At 46.3% G+C, this 17,748-nt stretch carries 13 protein-coding genes and 5 pseudogenes; 7 read left to right on the top strand and 11 right to left on the bottom strand.

All coding sequences use genetic code 11. From position 1 onward, the window contains the following. Positions 1-64: 64 nt before the first annotated feature. The 7 genes from ogl to K7X24_RS19235 form a co-directional block, all read right to left on the bottom strand. A complete protein-coding gene (gene ogl, locus K7X24_RS19265) occupies positions 65-1,231 on the bottom strand; it encodes an oligogalacturonate lyase (protein ID WP_224557669.1) in 1,167 nt (388 codons plus the stop codon). Between the two features lie 341 nt (positions 1,232-1,572). Further along, positions 1,573-2,454, bottom strand: coding sequence for a protease HtpX (gene htpX, locus K7X24_RS19260; RefSeq protein WP_224557667.1), 882 nt, complete (start codon positions 2,452-2,454; stop codon positions 1,573-1,575). Positions 2,455-2,628: 174 nt separating this feature from the next. Beyond that, positions 2,629-3,852, bottom strand: a complete 1,224-nt coding sequence (locus tag K7X24_RS19255; RefSeq protein ID WP_224557665.1) for an OFA family MFS transporter — start codon at positions 3,850-3,852, stop codon at positions 2,629-2,631. Positions 3,853-4,035: 183 nt separating this feature from the next. Then, on the bottom strand, positions 4,036-4,785 hold the full coding sequence (locus K7X24_RS19250) for a LytR/AlgR family response regulator transcription factor (RefSeq protein ID WP_109224738.1): 750 nt from the start codon (positions 4,783-4,785) through the stop codon (positions 4,036-4,038). After that, on the bottom strand, positions 4,782-6,527 hold the full coding sequence (locus K7X24_RS19245; protein ID WP_224557663.1) for a LytS/YhcK type 5TM receptor domain-containing protein: 1,746 nt from the start codon (positions 6,525-6,527) through the stop codon (positions 4,782-4,784). Before K7X24_RS19245 ends, K7X24_RS19250 begins: the two co-directional genes overlap by 4 nt. A 153-nt stretch (positions 6,528-6,680) precedes the next feature. Further along, positions 6,681-8,858 carry an EAL domain-containing protein gene (locus tag K7X24_RS19240; protein WP_224557661.1) on the bottom strand — a complete coding sequence of 726 codons (2,178 nt, stop codon included), beginning with the start codon at positions 8,856-8,858 and terminating at the stop codon, positions 6,681-6,683. A 395-nt stretch (positions 8,859-9,253) separates the two neighbouring features. Next, positions 9,254-9,406 (bottom strand): hypothetical protein, encoded by a 153-nt coding sequence (locus tag K7X24_RS19235; RefSeq protein ID WP_224557638.1) that lies wholly within the window; start codon positions 9,404-9,406, stop codon positions 9,254-9,256. A 501-nt stretch (positions 9,407-9,907) separates the two neighbouring features. Here K7X24_RS19235 and K7X24_RS19230 point away from each other — a divergent pair. The 3 genes from K7X24_RS19230 to K7X24_RS19220 all read left to right on the top strand — a co-directional run bounded on the left by K7X24_RS19230 (position 9,908) and on the right by K7X24_RS19220 (position 13,102). After that, the gene (locus K7X24_RS19230) at positions 9,908-10,642 is read left to right on the top strand and encodes an XRE family transcriptional regulator (RefSeq protein ID WP_224557636.1); all 735 of its coding nucleotides are present in this window, start codon (positions 9,908-9,910) and stop codon (positions 10,640-10,642) included. A gap of 451 nt (positions 10,643-11,093) precedes the next feature. Next, positions 11,094-11,444: a Mor transcription activator family protein gene (locus K7X24_RS19225; RefSeq protein ID WP_224557634.1), complete on the top strand. Its 351-nt coding sequence runs from the start codon at positions 11,094-11,096 to the stop codon at positions 11,442-11,444. A 548-nt stretch (positions 11,445-11,992) separates the two neighbouring features. After that, complete coding sequence (locus tag K7X24_RS19220) at positions 11,993-13,102, top strand: 4Fe-4S binding protein (protein ID WP_224557632.1); 1,110 nt, start codon at positions 11,993-11,995, stop codon at positions 13,100-13,102. Between the two features lie 195 nt (positions 13,103-13,297). Here K7X24_RS19220 and K7X24_RS19215 read toward each other — a convergent pair whose 3' ends face one another. Both K7X24_RS19215 and K7X24_RS19210 read right to left on the bottom strand, forming a co-directional pair. Continuing rightward, positions 13,298-14,176: a cell envelope biogenesis protein OmpA gene (locus tag K7X24_RS19215; RefSeq protein WP_224557630.1), complete on the bottom strand. Its 879-nt coding sequence runs from the start codon at positions 14,174-14,176 to the stop codon at positions 13,298-13,300. Positions 14,177-14,286: 110 nt separating this feature from the next. After that, complete coding sequence (locus K7X24_RS19210; protein ID WP_263499314.1) at positions 14,287-14,613, bottom strand: hypothetical protein; 327 nt, start codon at positions 14,611-14,613, stop codon at positions 14,287-14,289. 32 nt (positions 14,614-14,645) lie between these two features. On the opposite strand from K7X24_RS19210, the pseudogene K7X24_RS19205 reads away from it, so the two are divergent. Both K7X24_RS19205 and K7X24_RS22220 read left to right on the top strand, forming a co-directional pair. After that, a pseudogene (locus K7X24_RS19205) lies at positions 14,646-14,884 on the top strand (integrase); the annotation flags it as partial. A gap of 165 nt (positions 14,885-15,049) precedes the next feature. Next, positions 15,050-15,145 (top strand): annotated as a pseudogene (locus K7X24_RS22220) (hypothetical protein); the annotation flags it as partial. Here the strand turns inward: K7X24_RS22220 and K7X24_RS19200 are convergent. Beyond that, a pseudogene (locus tag K7X24_RS19200) lies at positions 15,109-15,666 on the bottom strand (transposase); the annotation flags it as partial. The pseudogenes K7X24_RS22220 and K7X24_RS19200 sit on opposite strands and share 37 nt — an antisense overlap. A 100-nt stretch (positions 15,667-15,766) precedes the next feature. Further along, positions 15,767-16,231, bottom strand: coding sequence for a hypothetical protein (locus tag K7X24_RS19195; RefSeq protein ID WP_224557627.1), 465 nt, complete (start codon positions 16,229-16,231; stop codon positions 15,767-15,769). A gap of 151 nt (positions 16,232-16,382) precedes the next feature. Here K7X24_RS19195 and K7X24_RS19190 point away from each other — a divergent pair. Both K7X24_RS19190 and K7X24_RS19185 read left to right on the top strand, forming a co-directional pair. Beyond that, a pseudogene (locus K7X24_RS19190) lies at positions 16,383-17,415 on the top strand (IS630 family transposase). Positions 17,416-17,436: 21 nt separating this feature from the next. Then, a pseudogene (locus tag K7X24_RS19185) lies at positions 17,437-17,662 on the top strand (hypothetical protein); the annotation flags it as partial. Between the last annotated feature and the right edge of the window lie 86 nt (positions 17,663-17,748).

The raw sequence follows: 17,748 nt of genomic DNA, 5'->3' as shown, positions 1-17,748 counted from the left end.
ATATGTAAGAAAATATTTTAAAATAATCCGCGCCATAAAATGTGACGCGGATTTATTAGTATTATTAGTGCCAGACTGAATCAGGAACTTTCGCCAGATACAGCGCAGGTTTTCCATCTACGTCAGAAGTAAACAGGACTTGTTTATTATCTGGCGTAAAGGAAGGATGTGGGTGAGTAACCTGACGGTCCCCTTCCAACACGTCCCAAGATGTATTGTGCTGTGCAATACGATGTTCTTTGCCGGTTTTCAGGTTGAAAACATACAGGAATGGATCGTTCTCAATTTTGTAACCGCCATCATCCTGCACGTCGACTGGCGCATCGGAACCATCGCCGACCAACAGCGTGCCATCATAGTTACTCATCAGGTGAGAACACGGCGGCATGACGCGCAGTTGGCGATCTTCCAACGTAACAGGATCGATGCTGCGGATGTAGCGATTGGTATCGTCTTTAAGGTAAGAGACGTAAATCATCGCTGAACCATCTGGAACCCAGAATTCGTGGGTGCAGCTTTCGCCTTCCGCATGCTCTTTCACTTTACGCATGTTGTTGCCATCTTCATTGATGAACCACATACGCGCATCAACTAGGTCATGCGGACCTTCGTGGCAGAACGCAACCGTGTTGTCATCACCCGGACGGTAGATTGGGTGACCCAGCCACTGGTTTTCCTGAAGGATAGTCTCCGCTTCGCCCGTTATCAAATCGACGCGAATCAGACGACAGCAAGGATTGGTGAAATAGAATTCTTGGAACTTTTTCCAATCGGTCAGTGGTTTCCAGTCTTCTTTTTTGATCTCAATACCGACCATTTTAGTGCAATCAGAGTTGGCAACCCAAGTACCGTAGCCGACCCAGTCGTCAGGCACCTGATAAATCGTTTTCTCTTCCAGCGTAGCCAGATCGACACGCATCAGATTACGGGTATTTTTAACGTAATACAGCGCATCGTCATTCGGAGACAGGAAGCCACCGAAGGTATTGTCGCCTTTGCCTTCCGTCAACTGCGTGGCGCTCTGCTCTTTTAAATCCAGCAGATAGTAATTCCACGGGCCATCAAACGCAGCGCCAAACAGCAGTTTGCTGCCATCATTGAAGAAACACTTCTGATAGAAATAGTTGCGATGGCAGATAACATCGGGCGGGGTTAAGCGCACAACTTCGGTGCCGGTTGCTGAATCCTGATAGGTATGAAACGTTAGGGGGATCTTGTTACCTTTGGCCATCCGTAAATCCTTAGAACTTATCATGAAGAATCTGACGCCACACGCGCATACTCTTCGATAACCTGACATTTCAATCGCCCGATAAATCTGTCATCCCGACATCGGTTGTTCAAAAATCAGGCCACCAATCTCACGCGAGACGCCTGTTATATCGGCATTATAGAAACAATGTTTCATTTTTCCGTGATCGTGGTTTTATTTTATAAAACATTCTTCATATTTTCACCACCTGTTTCAGATCTAATGAAAACACTCGGGCAGAGAACACACAGGATCGATGAATCAATAAAGGCAGAAATAACAAAGGCCCGGATGGGCCTTTAGGAGGAAACTACTGAAAATTACTTCAGGTACTCGCCGGAACGCAGCGCTTCGATGCGCTTATCCAACGGCGGGTGCGACATAAACAGTTCGCTGAAAGATTTCGATTTGCCATTAATGCAGAAAGCCATCAAGCTGCCCTCTTCCTGCGGCTCATAGCTGGTCTTCAAGCGTTGCAGTGCAGCGATCATTTTCTCGCGCCCCACCAGTTTGGCAGAACCGGCATCCGCATGGAATTCACGGTAACGTGAAAACCACATGGTGATAATGCTGGCAAGAATACCAAACACCAGTTCCAGCACGGTGGCGACAGCAAAGTAAACCAGTGGGTTGCCGTTGCTGCTTTCGCCTTCATCTCGGTTGCCGGATAAAAAGCCAGAAACGACCTGAGCGATCAGACGAGAAATAAAAATAACGAAGGTGTTAACTACCCCTTGAACCAGCGTCATCGTCACCATATCGCCATTCGCGATGTGGCTGATTTCATGCGCAATAACCGCTTCGGCCTCGTCACGGCTCATGTTTTGCAGCAAACCAGTACTTACCGCCACCAGCGATGCATCACGGCGGGCTCCCGTTGCGAACGCATTGATGTCCGGTGCATGGTAGATTGCCACCTGTGGCATCGCGATCCCAGCCTGCTGTGACTGTGAACGAACCGTTTCCATCAGCCAGCGTTCAGTTTCGTTACGTGGTTGTTCAATAACTTCACCGCCAACGGACCGTAACGCCATCCATTTAGACATCAGCAGTGAAACAAACGCACCGCCAAAGCCAAACAGCCCAGCCATAATCATTAAGCCTTGGACACTGCTGGACTGAATTCCCGTCAGGCTGAGTACCAGCCCGAAAACCAACATCACCGCCAAGTTGGTGATCAGGAAAAGCGCAATACGCATCATAAAGGTCTGATTTCCTCTTGCAGAAAGATAAAGTTTGCAATACCTACATCGTATGGGTTGCCGTGGCATTTTCAAGCATTCTTAACTTTTCAGTTACTAAATCCACATAACTTTACACTTTTCAAAAGGAAAACAGCGTCCAGCATGAGCTTGCTTACTCAGTACAATATTCGACTAGCTCTGTGCATGTGCCATATCTGCATGCATTGAAGCAGCAGCAGGTTGATACTTAGGCGGTTTGATCCACAGAGTAATCAACAGCGAGACAACAGACATAATGATGATTGCCATGAAGGTGGCCTGGAAGCCCCCTAACTGTGCGGCAATAAACGAGCCAGACAATGCACCGATACCGAACCCCTGATAAATCACGCCATAGTTTTTGCTATGATTTTTCAGGCCGAAGAAGTCGCCGACAATCGCCGGAAACACCGTGATATTGCCACCAAAACAGAAAGCAATGGCGCTGACACAGGTAAAAAACAGAATAGGATTAAGCGGCAGGAACGTCATCACGGACACTGCCAGAATCGTCACGAACAGCGTAAAGGTGATCACCCGCATACGACCGACATTATCGGAAAGCGCACCAAGCACAATACGTCCAACGGTATTAAAAATCGCAATCGCAGACACCGCATTTGCCGCCGTCGCCATATCCATTCCGGCCATTTGCACGCCAATATCTTTCACAATACCGATCAAATACAGGCCACTCATGCACGCAGTGAAGAAGATAATAAACAGCAAATACGACTCTTTGGTTGCTAGCATCTCGGCCAGCGAGAAATCACGCGTCTGCCCCTGAGCCGCAGCCTGCTGTACCGGCACCGCAGCAGGTTCTTTCAGCAGTGAGCTACCGACCAGAATCATCGCCATAACGATAATGCCCCAGTAGAAAAAGGCTTCTGACACACCGACTTCCGCAATCAAAAAACTGTTTACGTATTTGAACAGCAGGCTTCCGGTACCGAATGCGCCAACAGAAATGCCCGCTATCAGCCCTTTGCGGTTAGGGAACCATTTGATCAAATTGGACAGGGTCGTGATGTAAGCCGTGCCGTCCGCAAAACCGACAACAACGCCCATCAGCAGATAAATCAGCGTCAGTGACGGGCTTGCTGCACTCGCCATAAGCCCCGCACCCAGCGCGATGCCAGCGATCATCGTTAAGCGGCGCAGACCAATACGCTCCTGAAATTTACCAGCAAACAGCGTGGCAAATGCCAAACAGAAGCTGGTAATAGAAAACGTCGTCGCCACAGAGCTCAGCGTCCAGCCGAATTTGTCCACCAGCGGCTGGTTGAATAAACTCCAGGTGTAAATCGTGCCTAGTCCCATTTGGGTGATGATCGTACCGAGGACAATCAATCCCCGGTTAACAGGTTTGGTATTCATGGGCTTTCCCTTACATCAAAATTGGTCCGATTCACTCGGCACGCTAAAAAATATAAGCTGATGTGGAGAAGAGAAAATCCATCAAAACACTGTCAGCTTATGGGCTGAGGCCAGTATACAAGCGGGCTGACAGTGGTTGATCGAATGGGGAATGAGATGCCTGAAACGCGGAATGAAATGCCGTTAAAGACGCATCAATGACCTGAACGCCTTTATCTTGCTTCTGCTTACTGGGACTTCAAAATCCAGGTCGTTCAATCGCAGGATATAGGTATTGTTAAACCACGGCACAATTTCACGGATTTTCGTCAGGTTGACGCAGTAAGAACGATGGCAGCGGAAGAAGTACTCTTCCGGCAAGCGGCTGCAAAACTCCGTAATATTCATCGGCATGATGAATTCTTCACGTCGAGTATAAACCAGCGTGACCTTTTCCTGCGCGGCAGCATAGTAGATATTGTTAATATCCGTGACGATAATCCGTTCGTCTTTCATCAGGTTAATAGTGTGCTGCGCACTTCTCGGGGCACTCGCCTGCGCGCCAGTTTCGACAGCAGGTGCTATTTGCCGCTGCTGCCAGGTTGTTTCCAGTTTACGCAGCATCGTGATGATGCGTGATTCATGATACGGTTTGAGAATATAATCGAAGGCTTCGACTTCAAACGCCTCAACCGCATGTTCTTTGTACGCCGTAATAAAAATGATGTAAGGCTTATGCGCGAATTTGCTGATATTTTGCGCTAGCCAGACGCCATCCAACGAAGGAATATTGATATCCAAAAAGATTGCATCGACGTCGTTATGTTGCAGATATTTCAGTACATCCAGCCCGTCATCAAATGTCGCCTCAATCGTAATATCACTGTGTTGTTTGATGAGATAACTCAGCTCTTGCTGCGCGAGGAACTCATCTTCAACAATAATGGCTTTCATGGGTTGCCTCCTGTTTGTTCAGCAGCAGAATCTCCCGACTGCGGCACCTGAATGATATCCGGCAACGCCGACGGGGTTTTATCTTCTCGTGGAATGTAGAAATAAATCTCAGTCCCCGGTTCCAGCCGGCGAATATGCAAGCCATCGCCATAGAGCAAGCGGACCCGATGGTGGACATTCAGCAGACCAATTCTATTCCCTGGCAATTCGTTACGCGCGACGCGATCCATCGTTTCCTGACTAATGCCATTACCCGTGTCTTTTACCGTCACCAGCAGTTTATCGCCCCGTTCCTTCACGGACAGCACCACAGTCCCTTTACCTCTGCAAGGTTGAATACCATGCACAATCGCGTTTTCTACCAGCGGCTGAATTAACAAACTGGGGATTTTGTACGCTAAATCGTCGTCGATATCGTAGATCACCGTTAGCTTGGCACCGAACCGCGCCTGCTCAATCGCGATATAATCCTGAATCTGGTACAACTCTTTTTTTATATCGATCAGCGCATCGTCGTTGAGTTCGAGGTTATAGCGTAAATAACGAGACAGATTGATCACCAGTTGGCGCGCGGTATCGGGATTAATACGAATAGACGAGGAGATCGCATTCAGCGCATTAAAAAGAAAGTGCGGATTGATTTTACTTTGCAGCGCTCTCAACTCCGCTTTATTTGCCATATCACGCAGTTGCTCGGTGCGGGACACTTCAATTTGCGTTGACATGATTTGCGATAAACCGACGGCCATCACGCGTAATGAATAGGTAATTTTATGCGCATGACGATAATAGATTTTCAGCGTGCCAGTCACCTGCCCGTGTTCCCACAGCGGGATGACAATCATCGAATGGATTTCCGGCGTCAGGTGCTGTTCATCATTATTTTTAATGATGATTTTCCCATCATGGATCGCCTGCTGTGTCATCGGGCTAATTATATCGTGGCCAATATTATATTTTTCTTCCCCAATCCCCACATACGCCTGAATGTGCTGCGTGTTCGTTATCGCTACCGCATCGGCATTAATTTCAGTCCGAATGATCCTACAGATCGCCGTCAGTGAATCGCTGTTGATATTGCGGAAATACGGCAGTGTTTTGTGTGCGATATCCAGCGCGAGTTTGGCCTGTCTGGCGGCAATGACCTCTTTTTCATTCGCCACGCTTTGCACCAGCAGGACGATCAGGCCAATACAAACGGAGCCAAGAATCATCGGCACCGCAATCTTTGAGACAATATCCAGCCCTAACTCGATCGGCGTCGCCCATGCCACAACCAGCAGCATCGTTAACGACTCACACAGCATACCGCCCAGAATCCCGATGCTCCACTGCTGCTCTTTTTTGACTTTCTTATTGATGTAACCGGAAGTGATACCAGCGATGATGCTGGTAATCAGGCAAGGTACGGAGGTGATACCATCAATATCAATGAGATAACGGTGCGCACCCGCAATGATGCCAGTTGCAATCCCTACCCAAGGGCCAAAGAGAATACCGCCGGACATCACGGCAATCACGCGCACGTTGACGAGCGACCCTTCAACATTAATGCCGGAATACGTACCGAACAGCGCAAACAGTGAAAAGATAGCCGTCACCGTCACTCGCTCTCCTGGCGAGTGTTGCTCTTTTTGCAGTAATTGCCGGAACTGACTGGTTCTTGTCAGGAAAAACAGACAAATCAGCATCAGCGCGGCGCGGTCGAAGACCGCAAGGAGCATCTCAAATATTTCGTGCACGGGACATCCGGTACAGGGTTACGAGCCAGCACTATAGAAAAAATGTGATCCAGATTCCACTTTTTAGTCTGTGAACCGCGTGGGGAGCGCAAAGTATGGAAGCCAGCGGATGCTGGCTTTCTGGGAAGGCTAGGTGGTACAACCGCTGTTTGTCTATCTTGCTGAAACGTCTATTGGCTTATTCAGTTTCAGTAACTGGGTGAATTCCTCGGCCGGCATTGGATGCCCAAACAGATATCCCTGCGCTTCCTCGCACCCTTTACCCCGCAGACGCTCGCTCTGCTCTAATGTTTCCACACCCTCGGCAATCACACCCAGACCGAAACTTTTCCCGAGATACAGGATCGCCCGGACAATAGCCGCATCCGGCGGGGACTCGCACATGGTTCTGACAAAAGTTTGATCGATCTTCAGCCGAGTTACAGGGTAGTTTTTAAGCATGCTGAGCGATGCATAACCCGTGCCATAATCATCAAAGGCAATACCGATTCCCGCTTCACGCAACGTATTTAACGGCTGCAACATACTTTCGTCGTAACGCAGAATGATATTCTCCGTGATTTCAAGCTCCAGCGAACTTGGCTGTAACCCTGTACGCGCAAGAATATCCATAATCTTTTGCGCCAACATACCGGTACGAAACTGTGCGCTGAAAAGATTAATGCTGATACGAAAATAGCTGTCGCTCGCCTGGCACCATTCCGCCGCCTGCCTGCATGCCGTTTCGACGATCCAATCCCCGACTCGTTCTGCCCACGGGCCGTTTTCCAGTGCGGTAAGAAATGCGGCAGGGGTCAGCAGCCCTCTTTCTGGGTGACGCCAGCGCAGCAGCGCCTCTGCACCAACAATCTCATTTGTCGCCAGTTTGACCTGTGGCTGATAAAACATCTCAAATTCATGCTGCTCGTAAGCGCGCACAAACTCTAACTGGAAGGCGTGTTTGGCCTGAAAGACATCAAGCAGTTCTCGCGTGAAAAAGCGGTAGCAGTTTCGACCTTCAGACTTCGCCTGATACAGTGCTAAATCCGCGCTGGTCAACAGATCCTGCACAGTCAACCCATATTCTGGGTATAGCACCGCACCAATACTGGCACTAATATTGATTTGATGATCGTCAATAATCATCGCCTGCGAAATTTCATGGATAATTTGCTCGGCAATTTTTCCCGCGACCTTTTTGTCACTCAGGCCGGGAAACAGCAGCGCAAACTCATCCCCACCCATTCTCGCCACAACATCACCGGAGCGAACCGTGGCTTTTATTTTTTTGGCGACATGCACCAGAATATTATCGCCGCTGGAATGCCCCAGACTGTCATTCACATCTTTAAACCCGTCCAGATCGACCATCATGATACAAACCGCAGGTTCATTCTTTAGTGCAGTTTCCAGATTGGATGTCAGTAACGTCCGGTTTGCCAACCCGGTTAACGGATCCAGATGCGCCAGTAAAAACAGCCGCTCTTCATTGCGCCGCCGTTCTGTGATGTCACGCAATATCGCGCCATAGCTAATATTGTCGTTGTCTTCCCACATAGAAACCGACAATTCGACCGGAACCAGATTCCCGCTTTTGGCTTGCACGTTCAGTTCCAGCGTCACGCCTTTCATCAGCGAATCGTGGTCGGTGACTAAATGGTTGAGTTGTACGATAAAGGCATCAGGCACGATGGTATTAATATTGCGGCCAATAATGTCCTCACCACTGTATCCCAGCATATTTTCCGCAGCGGTGTTCCAGAAAGTAATCATCCCCCTCTCATTCACACATAAAATCGTATCCGGAGAGGTATTAGCGATATTTTCAAAACGTATCTGACTGGCTTTACGCGCCAGTTCCAAGCGGCGCATCTCCAGCTTGTCCATGACCAGCGAAGCTAGATCTTGCATATTGTGCTCATCACGCTTGGTGAATGTCGCTCTGGGTTTCACATCAATAATGCACAGCGTACCGATAGCATGCCCGGACGGCGTAATTAATGGTATACCCGCATAAAAACGAATGTAGGGAATCCCCACAACCAGCGGGTTATTTTTAAAACGCGCGTCCTTAAGTGCATCTGGCACGACCATAACTTTTTTCTTCAGGATCGTATGAGCACAAAAAGAGATATCGCGAGATGTTTCACAAAAAGGAACCCCCACGCTGGCAGCAAACAATTGGCGCTCAGCTTCTACCAGCGACACCAAAACTATCGGCGCGCTAAAGATATTAGCGGCAAGGCTAATCAGGTTACTCAGACTCGGGTCGAATAGTACATTCTTAATGCCATACTCACGAAGAGCAGCAAGACGTTTGTCTTCATCTTTGCTTATTGGGGCACGGCTCATGGGTTCTCCCCTCCCATCGTATTAATGTTCTGATTAGACAAAAATTTAGCTATAAATCCAAAATATTGCAGCAATGAGCACGATAAGAGTAGCAGGCTAACGTTAGTAAACCAAGGCTCCTTCTCTCGCCAAGAGTCAAGATACATGGTGGCTGAGTATTGAGTATGGCAAAAGATCCAGACTCTATCATCCCTTCGAATCATTAAGAATAACAAGTGTAAGTATCTATTAAGATGATAGATGAAAAACGAAATAAAAGGATACCGCCCCCCTCACAACGTTGAGCGAGGAAGGCAAAGAAGAGAGGATAAGGCTGGTATATTCAAAAGTTCAATACCGGATAACGACAATATATTATAAATATTATTAACAGAATATAACCAACCAAAGCATTATTAGGCGGGAAAATAGGTTATTGAATGTTCAGGCGTGTCATTTTTTGCTCGGATCACAACATCCCAAACTCCAGTATAAGGCACAGTTAAATACACTTCGCCTTCTGCATGACGGAAAATAGAGTCTTGCGTAGCACTATTTTCTTCGGTCATGGTTTCCTACTCACCATTACTCATTTGCACTTCAAATGTATTAGCACACCGGACAATTACCGTATCACCACCAAACAGACTTAAACACGTGCGAATTACAGACATGCATCCTCCGCGACATGCAGCCATGCGCATACTTAATGAAACGAATTTATTGGTTATATTTTCCCACAACGGGATTTCCATAAGAGCAAAATGCATACGGTCAGATTGTGAATTTAGATCAAGCGAAACACATGTTTAAGTCAAATCAGGTGATGGAATAAGACGATATTATGACTGCCTGACATTAATTAGGATCTTTGATAGTCAGGCGATAGCGCTTATTTCGATGTTATCTCATACATTCGCACGGTTTTCTCCGCGCGACATAACAACTTAAATTGTTTTCATGGTTGTATTTATGATGTCCTTCTCACACCAACGATACATAGCTTTGGTTTTTTTAAACAACAATAATATCCACTTGATAATTTACAACTTAGGTTGTAAATTGAACGAATGAAAACGACACTTGCAGAACGATTAAAGACCGTCAGGACTGCACAAGGGCTTAGTCAAAAAGCACTTGGCGACATGATTGGTGTATCTCAGGCTGCCATACAGAAGATAGAGGTGGGGAAAGCATCGCAGACAACTAAAATTGTTGAGCTTTCCAATGCACTGCATATTCGTCCTGAATGGTTGGCAAATGGCGAAGGCCCAATTCGTAACGACAGAGTGGTTCGATCACTCCAGGAATCGAGCATTCCGCCAGCATCAGAATGGGGCACCGTATCAGCTTGGGACAGCACGACAGAACTATCAGAAAACGAGGTGGAAGTGCCTTTTTTAAAGGATATTGAGTTTGCTTGCGGCGACGGACGCATTCAAAGTGAGGATTACAACGGCTTTAAGCTCCGTTTTTCCAAAGCCACGCTGCGTAAGGTCGGGGCAAATACTGATGGTTCAGGCGTCCTTTGTTTCCCAGCAGCAGGTGACAGTATGGAGCCCATCATCCCGGATGGCACCACCGTCGCCGTTGATACCAACAACAAGCGCATCATTGATGGAAAACTCTACGCCATTGCTCAGGAGGGCAGCGGCAACGATAAGCTCAAGCGAATCAAACAACTTTATCGCAAGCCTGGCGGTCTTCTCGTTATCCATAGTTTTAACCGAGATGTTGACGAAGAAGCCTATGAATCAGAGGTCGAGATCATCGGCCGAGTGTTCTGGTATTCGGTACTGTTATAGCCCGATATAGGTGATTTTTCACTTACATAGCTATCGCTTTTTTCCTCTAATCAAAGCCGGTGGCCAATGCGGGCACCAGCTTTGTTTCACATTTCAAAAAAACGCTTACTCTCGCCCAAATAACCTTACCCACGCATAACAATTTTATACAATCGCCGTGCTATTGTTTTATCACCCCCTTGTTGATGTTGTGTTATTCCTCCTATCTATGTGTTGCTTTCCCGCCCTATGGCGGGATTTTTTTGCTTGCCTGCCATGCACTCGTTGCGTGTAATCACGCAGTCGAACACGTCTACTAACAACCAAAAACAACCCAAATTAAAACTAAAGATGTTGACATAAAAACAACCATGGTTTTAAATAGACATGTACCAGCAGGACAATCCCTGCAAACGTAGCAACCCAGTTTTCACGTCAGTAACAACGCACATGCATAACAATAAGGTGATTTATGACTGAACCACAATTTCGTAGTAAAGGTCCTGAGCTTCTGGTCGAACTTTCTCAACATGTCGCCAATACGGTCAAAAACGTCACAGAACTGGATCCACAAACCGCCGAACTAGTCGGCAATGCCGTTGCCAAACATATGATGACCGTATGGGGAGGACAAAACGTTTACTTCCCGATGGGGATCTCCTGGCGTGCCTCTCAACGCGATCTTCAAATATATGAGGAGTTCGACGGTCGCAATCACAGCGCTTTGGCTAAAAAATATAATGTCTCACTGCAATGGATTTATAAAATTGTCAGAACAATGCGAAAAGAAGAATTAAAAATAAAACAACAAAATCATTCGTAATATAATCAATATAAAGAAATCATGATCCAATAACCACCTGCAATTCTAACAATATACAATCTAGGTAATTCGATTTTTCACAATATGTAACAAGATAAAATATTCCAATAAACCAACTCCAATAAGGAATTCGGATGACTGACACCCCTGAAAATAATTAATTTTTAAATAATTTTAAATCACTCAAGGAGCGAACTAAGTCATACATCCAACGCCCATACGATTTGAAATATGATGAGTATAATCGAGATAGCTTGTAGAAATTAGTAAAATGGGTACGTTTGCGTACCCTTTATTTATGATATACCTAACGTTATTTTTTAAGTAAAACCCGCCAACACTATATCCTGTCATTCAATACATATGTCATATCGTCCACGATATTTGTTTATCTTCTTATATAAATCAATCAGCTAAAAAACTCAAAAACATGCATTTACAATGCATAAATCAATTTTTGGCGGTTAAGAGCGTGATAACGTAACCACACGATCCCTCGGTGTGCTGAAAATGCCGAGCGAAAAATATAATGGAGGTAATTAAGAGTAATGAGCGAAAAAGTAAGAAAGCGCTGGCAACGTCGACCCGGAACAACTGGTGGTAAACTTCCCTGGAACGACAGGCGCAACGCTCTGACCTGGCGCAGAGCAACACAAATTTTACTACTGACAATCAACGTTTATATCGGCATCACCTTCTATTTTTGGGTACGCTACTTTGAAACCGGCGGCACAAGCCTTTATATGTCGAGACCGGGTGGTATTGAAGGCTGGTTGCCAATTGCCGGATTGATGAACGTGAAGTTCACTTGGGAAACGGGTGATTTTCCCCCTATCCACCTTGCGTCAATGCTATTACTTGTCACATTTATTTTTATCAGCCTGTTACTGAAGAAATCATTCTGCTCCTGGCTGTGCCCTATCGGCACGATTTCCGAGTGGGTGGCTGCTTTGGGGGGGAAAATATTTGGGCGTCATTTCATTCTCCCGAAGTGGCTGGATATTCCACTGCGTAGCCTGAAATATCTGCTATTAGGCTTTTTCCTCTATATCGCTTTATCGATGCCAGCACAGGGCATTTATATGTTCCTGATGTCGCCTTACGGTCTGATCGCCGACGTCAAAATGCTCGGTTTTTTCCGCAATATCGGCACTATCACGTTGGTCAGCGTTTTTCTTTTTACGTTTACCAGCCTGTTTATCCACCATTTCTGGTGTCGCTATCTATGTCCTTACGGCGCGCTTTTAGGGGTATTTTCGCTGCTGTCCCCTTTTAAAATTCGTCGCAACGCCACCCGTTGTATCGATTGCGGCAAGTGCGCTAAAGCCTGCCCATCTAACATCCCAGTGGATAAGCTCATTCAGGTGAGAACGGCGGAATGTACAGCCTGCATGACCTGCGTCGAATCCTGCCCGGTAGCATCGACGCTCCATTTTTCGCTTACGAAGCCTTCAGACTCACAGCAAAAGGGCAGAGAAGCTGCCAAACCGCTATGGCGACAAACCGCACTGTCCGGTATTGCGATGACAGCGGTGGTACTCGGCATCCTTTTCGGCATGATCGGCTTTGCGATGTACATCGGCGGCTGGGACAGCCCGATCCCTGAACACATGTACTTCCGGCTCATTCCCGACTCACAGGGGATTGGTCATCCGTAAAAAAGGGGCCAAATCGGCCCAGTGTAGTTTCCCCTGAATTGAGACTTACCGATTAATGGCGTTATTTGGTTAAAATACAACCCATCTAGGCTCGCTATAGGAGGAACGGTGTTACATTTACCACTGGTGCTGATGAAGCGCTGCATTGAGGTCAGTCATTATCACAGGCACTCAGTGAATGCCTGCTGTAATGCCTTATTTGATAACTGAGTTATCGATAGTCCTAATGGCTGTGCCATTTTGCTGCTTGATGATGTTTAAGTGGATGTTATCAGATTTACGCGCTGCCAAGACGTTAATATCTTTTTCATCATCACAATTGAAATCACCTTGTAGCGATAATGCCATAGCCTTCAAAGAGTCATCGGTAGAGAAAGGGACATACGACACAACGTTATCTTTATTAATGATTTTGACGCCTACTGCTCCAGTGACATCATTCTGATACAGATTGTAAACCTTGCCGTTGCGTGAGTCGGTGTCGACAAATATTTCAGTGCCGAGTGCTTTAGCACTCGTAATAACAATAGAATCAATATCTGAACCGGCTGACCCTGTATAGGATGATAGGCTCGTGTCTACGATTTTTAGATAGGCAAATGAATCTTCTGTCGAATCAATAACGTCAACATCATAGCCAATAACTGAACCACGAGTTGCGACGATACTGTCCGGCTCAGGATTGATCTCAGTAAATACCGCAGTAGCCTTGATCCATAAATTGCCATCATTAGAAACATAAGCATCCCATGATTCGTAAATCCCAACTTCATAAATATAAAAATCAGCGTCTGCTGTGCCACTTTTCTTAATAGCGTACGGAGCAAAACCGACAACCATACTGCCTGCTGAACCAAGAGATAATGACACATTACCAGTACTGTAAACAGTAGGCTCCCCCAAAACCCGCTCTGGCACTTTACGATTTGAGTCTACATTTTTCCCTGGAGTATAACTGACGACCTCTGTAGCAAAACCAACTGCATTGCCTGGGATATCAGGATAGCCTTTATAGGTCTCGGCAAATGCTGAAACCGAAAACAGGCACATTAACGCAATAGCGTATTTTTTCATTTCACTTCCTCTTGATAAAAGATCCCCACTATTGCGAGGAATAAATGGATTCCGTTCTACGTATTCCAGAAAGCTGATTGTTAGCTTGATCAATTGCCGTCAATAGCGGATCAATCCAATAAACAACCTGCGCATACGTCAGTTTGCAACCGGTGGCAGTGAAAGTCAGTTCCGCTTGTAACGGGACGTATTGTGCTAGCACGTAAACGGTACGTGTAGTCAAGCAACCGATCCGCAACATCATCGCTAACGCACTGACGACCGATTGGGTCACGTTTGATAATTGTCCAGTAAACGATCTGTGTTTCATCTGAATTCACTTTAATATTTGTGCTGTGCTGATTGTCCTGATGGGCAATCTCATTGTGGACGTCGTGATATTCCAGAGCGAAAATCACCGCTAGTGTGAAAACTCCGTATAACACCGCCTCCAACATTATTTTTCTCCAACAACCGCCCGTATACGTAACGCGTATCAACAAAAATACTGACTTCTACATTCAAAAAGTCAGAGATAAAAGCGGATCGATATGGGATTAGGGAACTGAGCCAACCTTTCACGAACAACGATTTCTTTCAGAAAGGCTTTATCGCGATCGAGGGATCGACACTCAGAAACTACCAGGTCACAGATCGAGGAAAATGACTGACAAATATAACGATGACAGAGGTAAGGATTGGGTGATTATCGGCACAAAACTAGCCTAGTTATTGAACGGTTTTGGGGAAACATTTTGGGGAGAGTTTTGGGGAAAGGTTTTTAACACAAAAAATAAGGGGCCAATCAAGGCCCCTATTGTTAACCCATGCTTAATACTGGATTACATGTTATCGATGATGTCCTGCGCAAACTCGCTACATTTCCGTAGGGGTATTGCCAATATGAAATTTTCAGATATCTGGGATGACCACCTACATATTGTTCAAGAGAACGCGAGGAAGACGGCTTTGTTAATGACAGAACCATTGTGACGAACCTTTACCACGATACAGTCAAGATAAACAATGGGATAGAGAAACTCCAGAAGCCTATTTTGCCACTCGACAACCAGCTATTTAACTGCGTCGGTGACTTTCGATATCAACGCAGGCGAAACATCAGCATCGTACATTTCTTTGAAGGTGGCGACGCTCTCACGGGTCGTCATACCTTTGGCGTACAGGGACAAAATCTGGCTCCCCATCGGGGTAATACGCGTCTGGTTTTTCTTTATGAGTTGAGGATCGAAGGTATCTTCACGGTCACGTGGCGCGTTCAGCTCTATTTCGCCGTCATCGCAAAGAAGCGTTTTGGATGAATACCCGTTGCGGGTATTCGAGCCTAATTTTGGGACATTTTTCTCGTGCTCGAGGTGCTCTGACAGTTCAGCATTCAGTGCTGCTTCGACGGTTAACGTCGTCAGCATGCGAGAAAATGCATTGAGGTCAGCTTCAGTTTTGATGCCTTTAGCCGGTTCGGCAGAAAGTACCTTAAGTTTCTTTTCGTCCATAATTTGCCTGTCTCCACAGTTGGAGTGAACATATCAAAAACGGGCAATTACACAATTTTAATTACAGGCTCACTTGCTCTGATACAGTGCCCAAGTACACTTAATGTGACAAAGACCATTTCTTAACACTTTCAGTTATTTTACTTTGCCGTTCTAACTCCAACTGTTGTTGTCTTTGTTTTTCTTGTATTATTTCACGTTCATTGCGTTCTTGCCGCAAATCCCCTAGGTTGTTATTCATGCCTTCTCCACCTATGAGATAATCATGGGGATTCATGTTGGTACGTGAAAGCGCATAGCATTGTTCTTGATTGATGCTACTGCCCCGCCGTTTCAGTTCCGCAGTTAATCGAAGAATGGTTTGACCATCATAATTATATGTACCCAATGCTTTGCACAATTCGTCATTTTTGAACGTAGCTATCTGTTGACGGGATGGTGTTGATATTCCACAGCCTGACAACAGCACAACTATGACTAAAGCTAATAGTGGACCCTCAGTTTTATTCGGCAAAAAATTTATATTGGCGCGCACAATATCGGCAAAATGAGAAAAAACACCCATAGTTCATCTCCTGTTATGATAGTGCCTGAAGCACTACATTAAGTCATACTTCCTACCCAAGCTAAATAGTAGATCACTTTAAGGGAACTCAGTCCGAGTTGTGCGATCTGATCAATCGCCACACATCACAAATCACCAACCAGACTGAGCGATGCCGATCATAGCAGCAATCTCTGATGAAGAACGACGACTAATGCGTAAAGAAGCCCAACAAACACGCGATAAAAACCATTCCAGACGACTCATCGCCATACTGATGCTGAATCGGGGAATGACCGTTACCTACGTCGCCAGACTGCTCTGTGCCGCTCGTTCATCCGTTGGACGATGGATAAGTTGGTTTACTTTACATGGTGTTGAAGGGCTAAAGAGCCTCACATCTGGACAAGAACCTCGCTGGTCAGTCGCCGATATCCTGCATACTCTCCCGCTTTTAATTCAACGTTCTCCTCAGGATTTTGGCTGGCTGCGTTCCCGCTGGAGCACCGAGTTATTGGCACTTATCGTTAATCGGCTTTTTAATCTAGCACTTCATCCCGCCACGTTGCACCGCTACCTGAGATGAGCGGGCATTGTCTGGCGCAGAGCCACACCAACACTGAAAATCAAAGACCCGCATTATGAGGAAAAACGTCTCGCCATCGAATGCACCGTCGGCCAGAAGCAAACAGAGCATCCCGTGTTTTATTAGGATGAAATTGATATCGACCTGAACCCGAAAATAGGCGCGGACTGGATGCTCAAAAAGCAACAGAAACGTGTGACTACGCTGGGACATAACCAAAAGTACTATCTGGCAGGGGCACTGCATTCGGATACGGGGCGAGTCCATTACGTCGGCGGCAGCAAAAAGTGTTCTGATTTATTTATCAATCTGTTAAAGATATTATGGCGGACATATCGGCGAGCGAAAACCATTACGCTGGTCGTTGATAACTACATCAATTCATAAAAGCCGCAAGGTGGAACGGTGGCTGGAAAAAAATACGGCGTTCCGGTTGTTGTTCCTGCCTAGGTATTCGCCGTGGCTGCATCCCATCGAGTTGCTCTGGTTGTCGTTACACGAAACCATAATGCGTAACCATCAGTGCCGGTATATGTGGTAGTTACTGGAACGGGTAAAGCTATTTATGAATGCGACTTCGCCGTTCCCCAGCAATCAACATGATCTGGCTAAAGTGTAGCGCTATTATGCGAAGTTATTTAGACAATTGGCAACCATGGAGCCGGAACTGCAACGGGAAAAAGTAAAGGAACTGGTACAAGCCACCAGCGGTGTATCTGGCCATGAACGTGTTTGCCGTCAGCATGAAATTTTAGGTAGACTAAAACACCAAGGCCCTTGAAGGCGCGACTGGCGATTATGCGTCAGCCCTGCGTTGGGTTCTGGGTAATGTTTCAGCGGATAGCTATCGGCAGGAGGGATTATGAGTGAGGTTGCCATCATTATCCCTCCTGATATAAGCACAAAAGCCCGTGAGAAGATTTTTAGCACAAAAAATAAGGGGCCAATCGCG

This window comes from Pectobacterium versatile (assembly GCF_020166435.1).
In the GTDB taxonomy this organism is placed as follows: Bacteria; Pseudomonadota; Gammaproteobacteria; order Enterobacterales; family Enterobacteriaceae; genus Pectobacterium; species Pectobacterium versatile.
The sequence above is the reverse complement of the archived record's forward strand: the minus strand, read 5'-3'. Positions and strand labels throughout refer to the sequence as shown.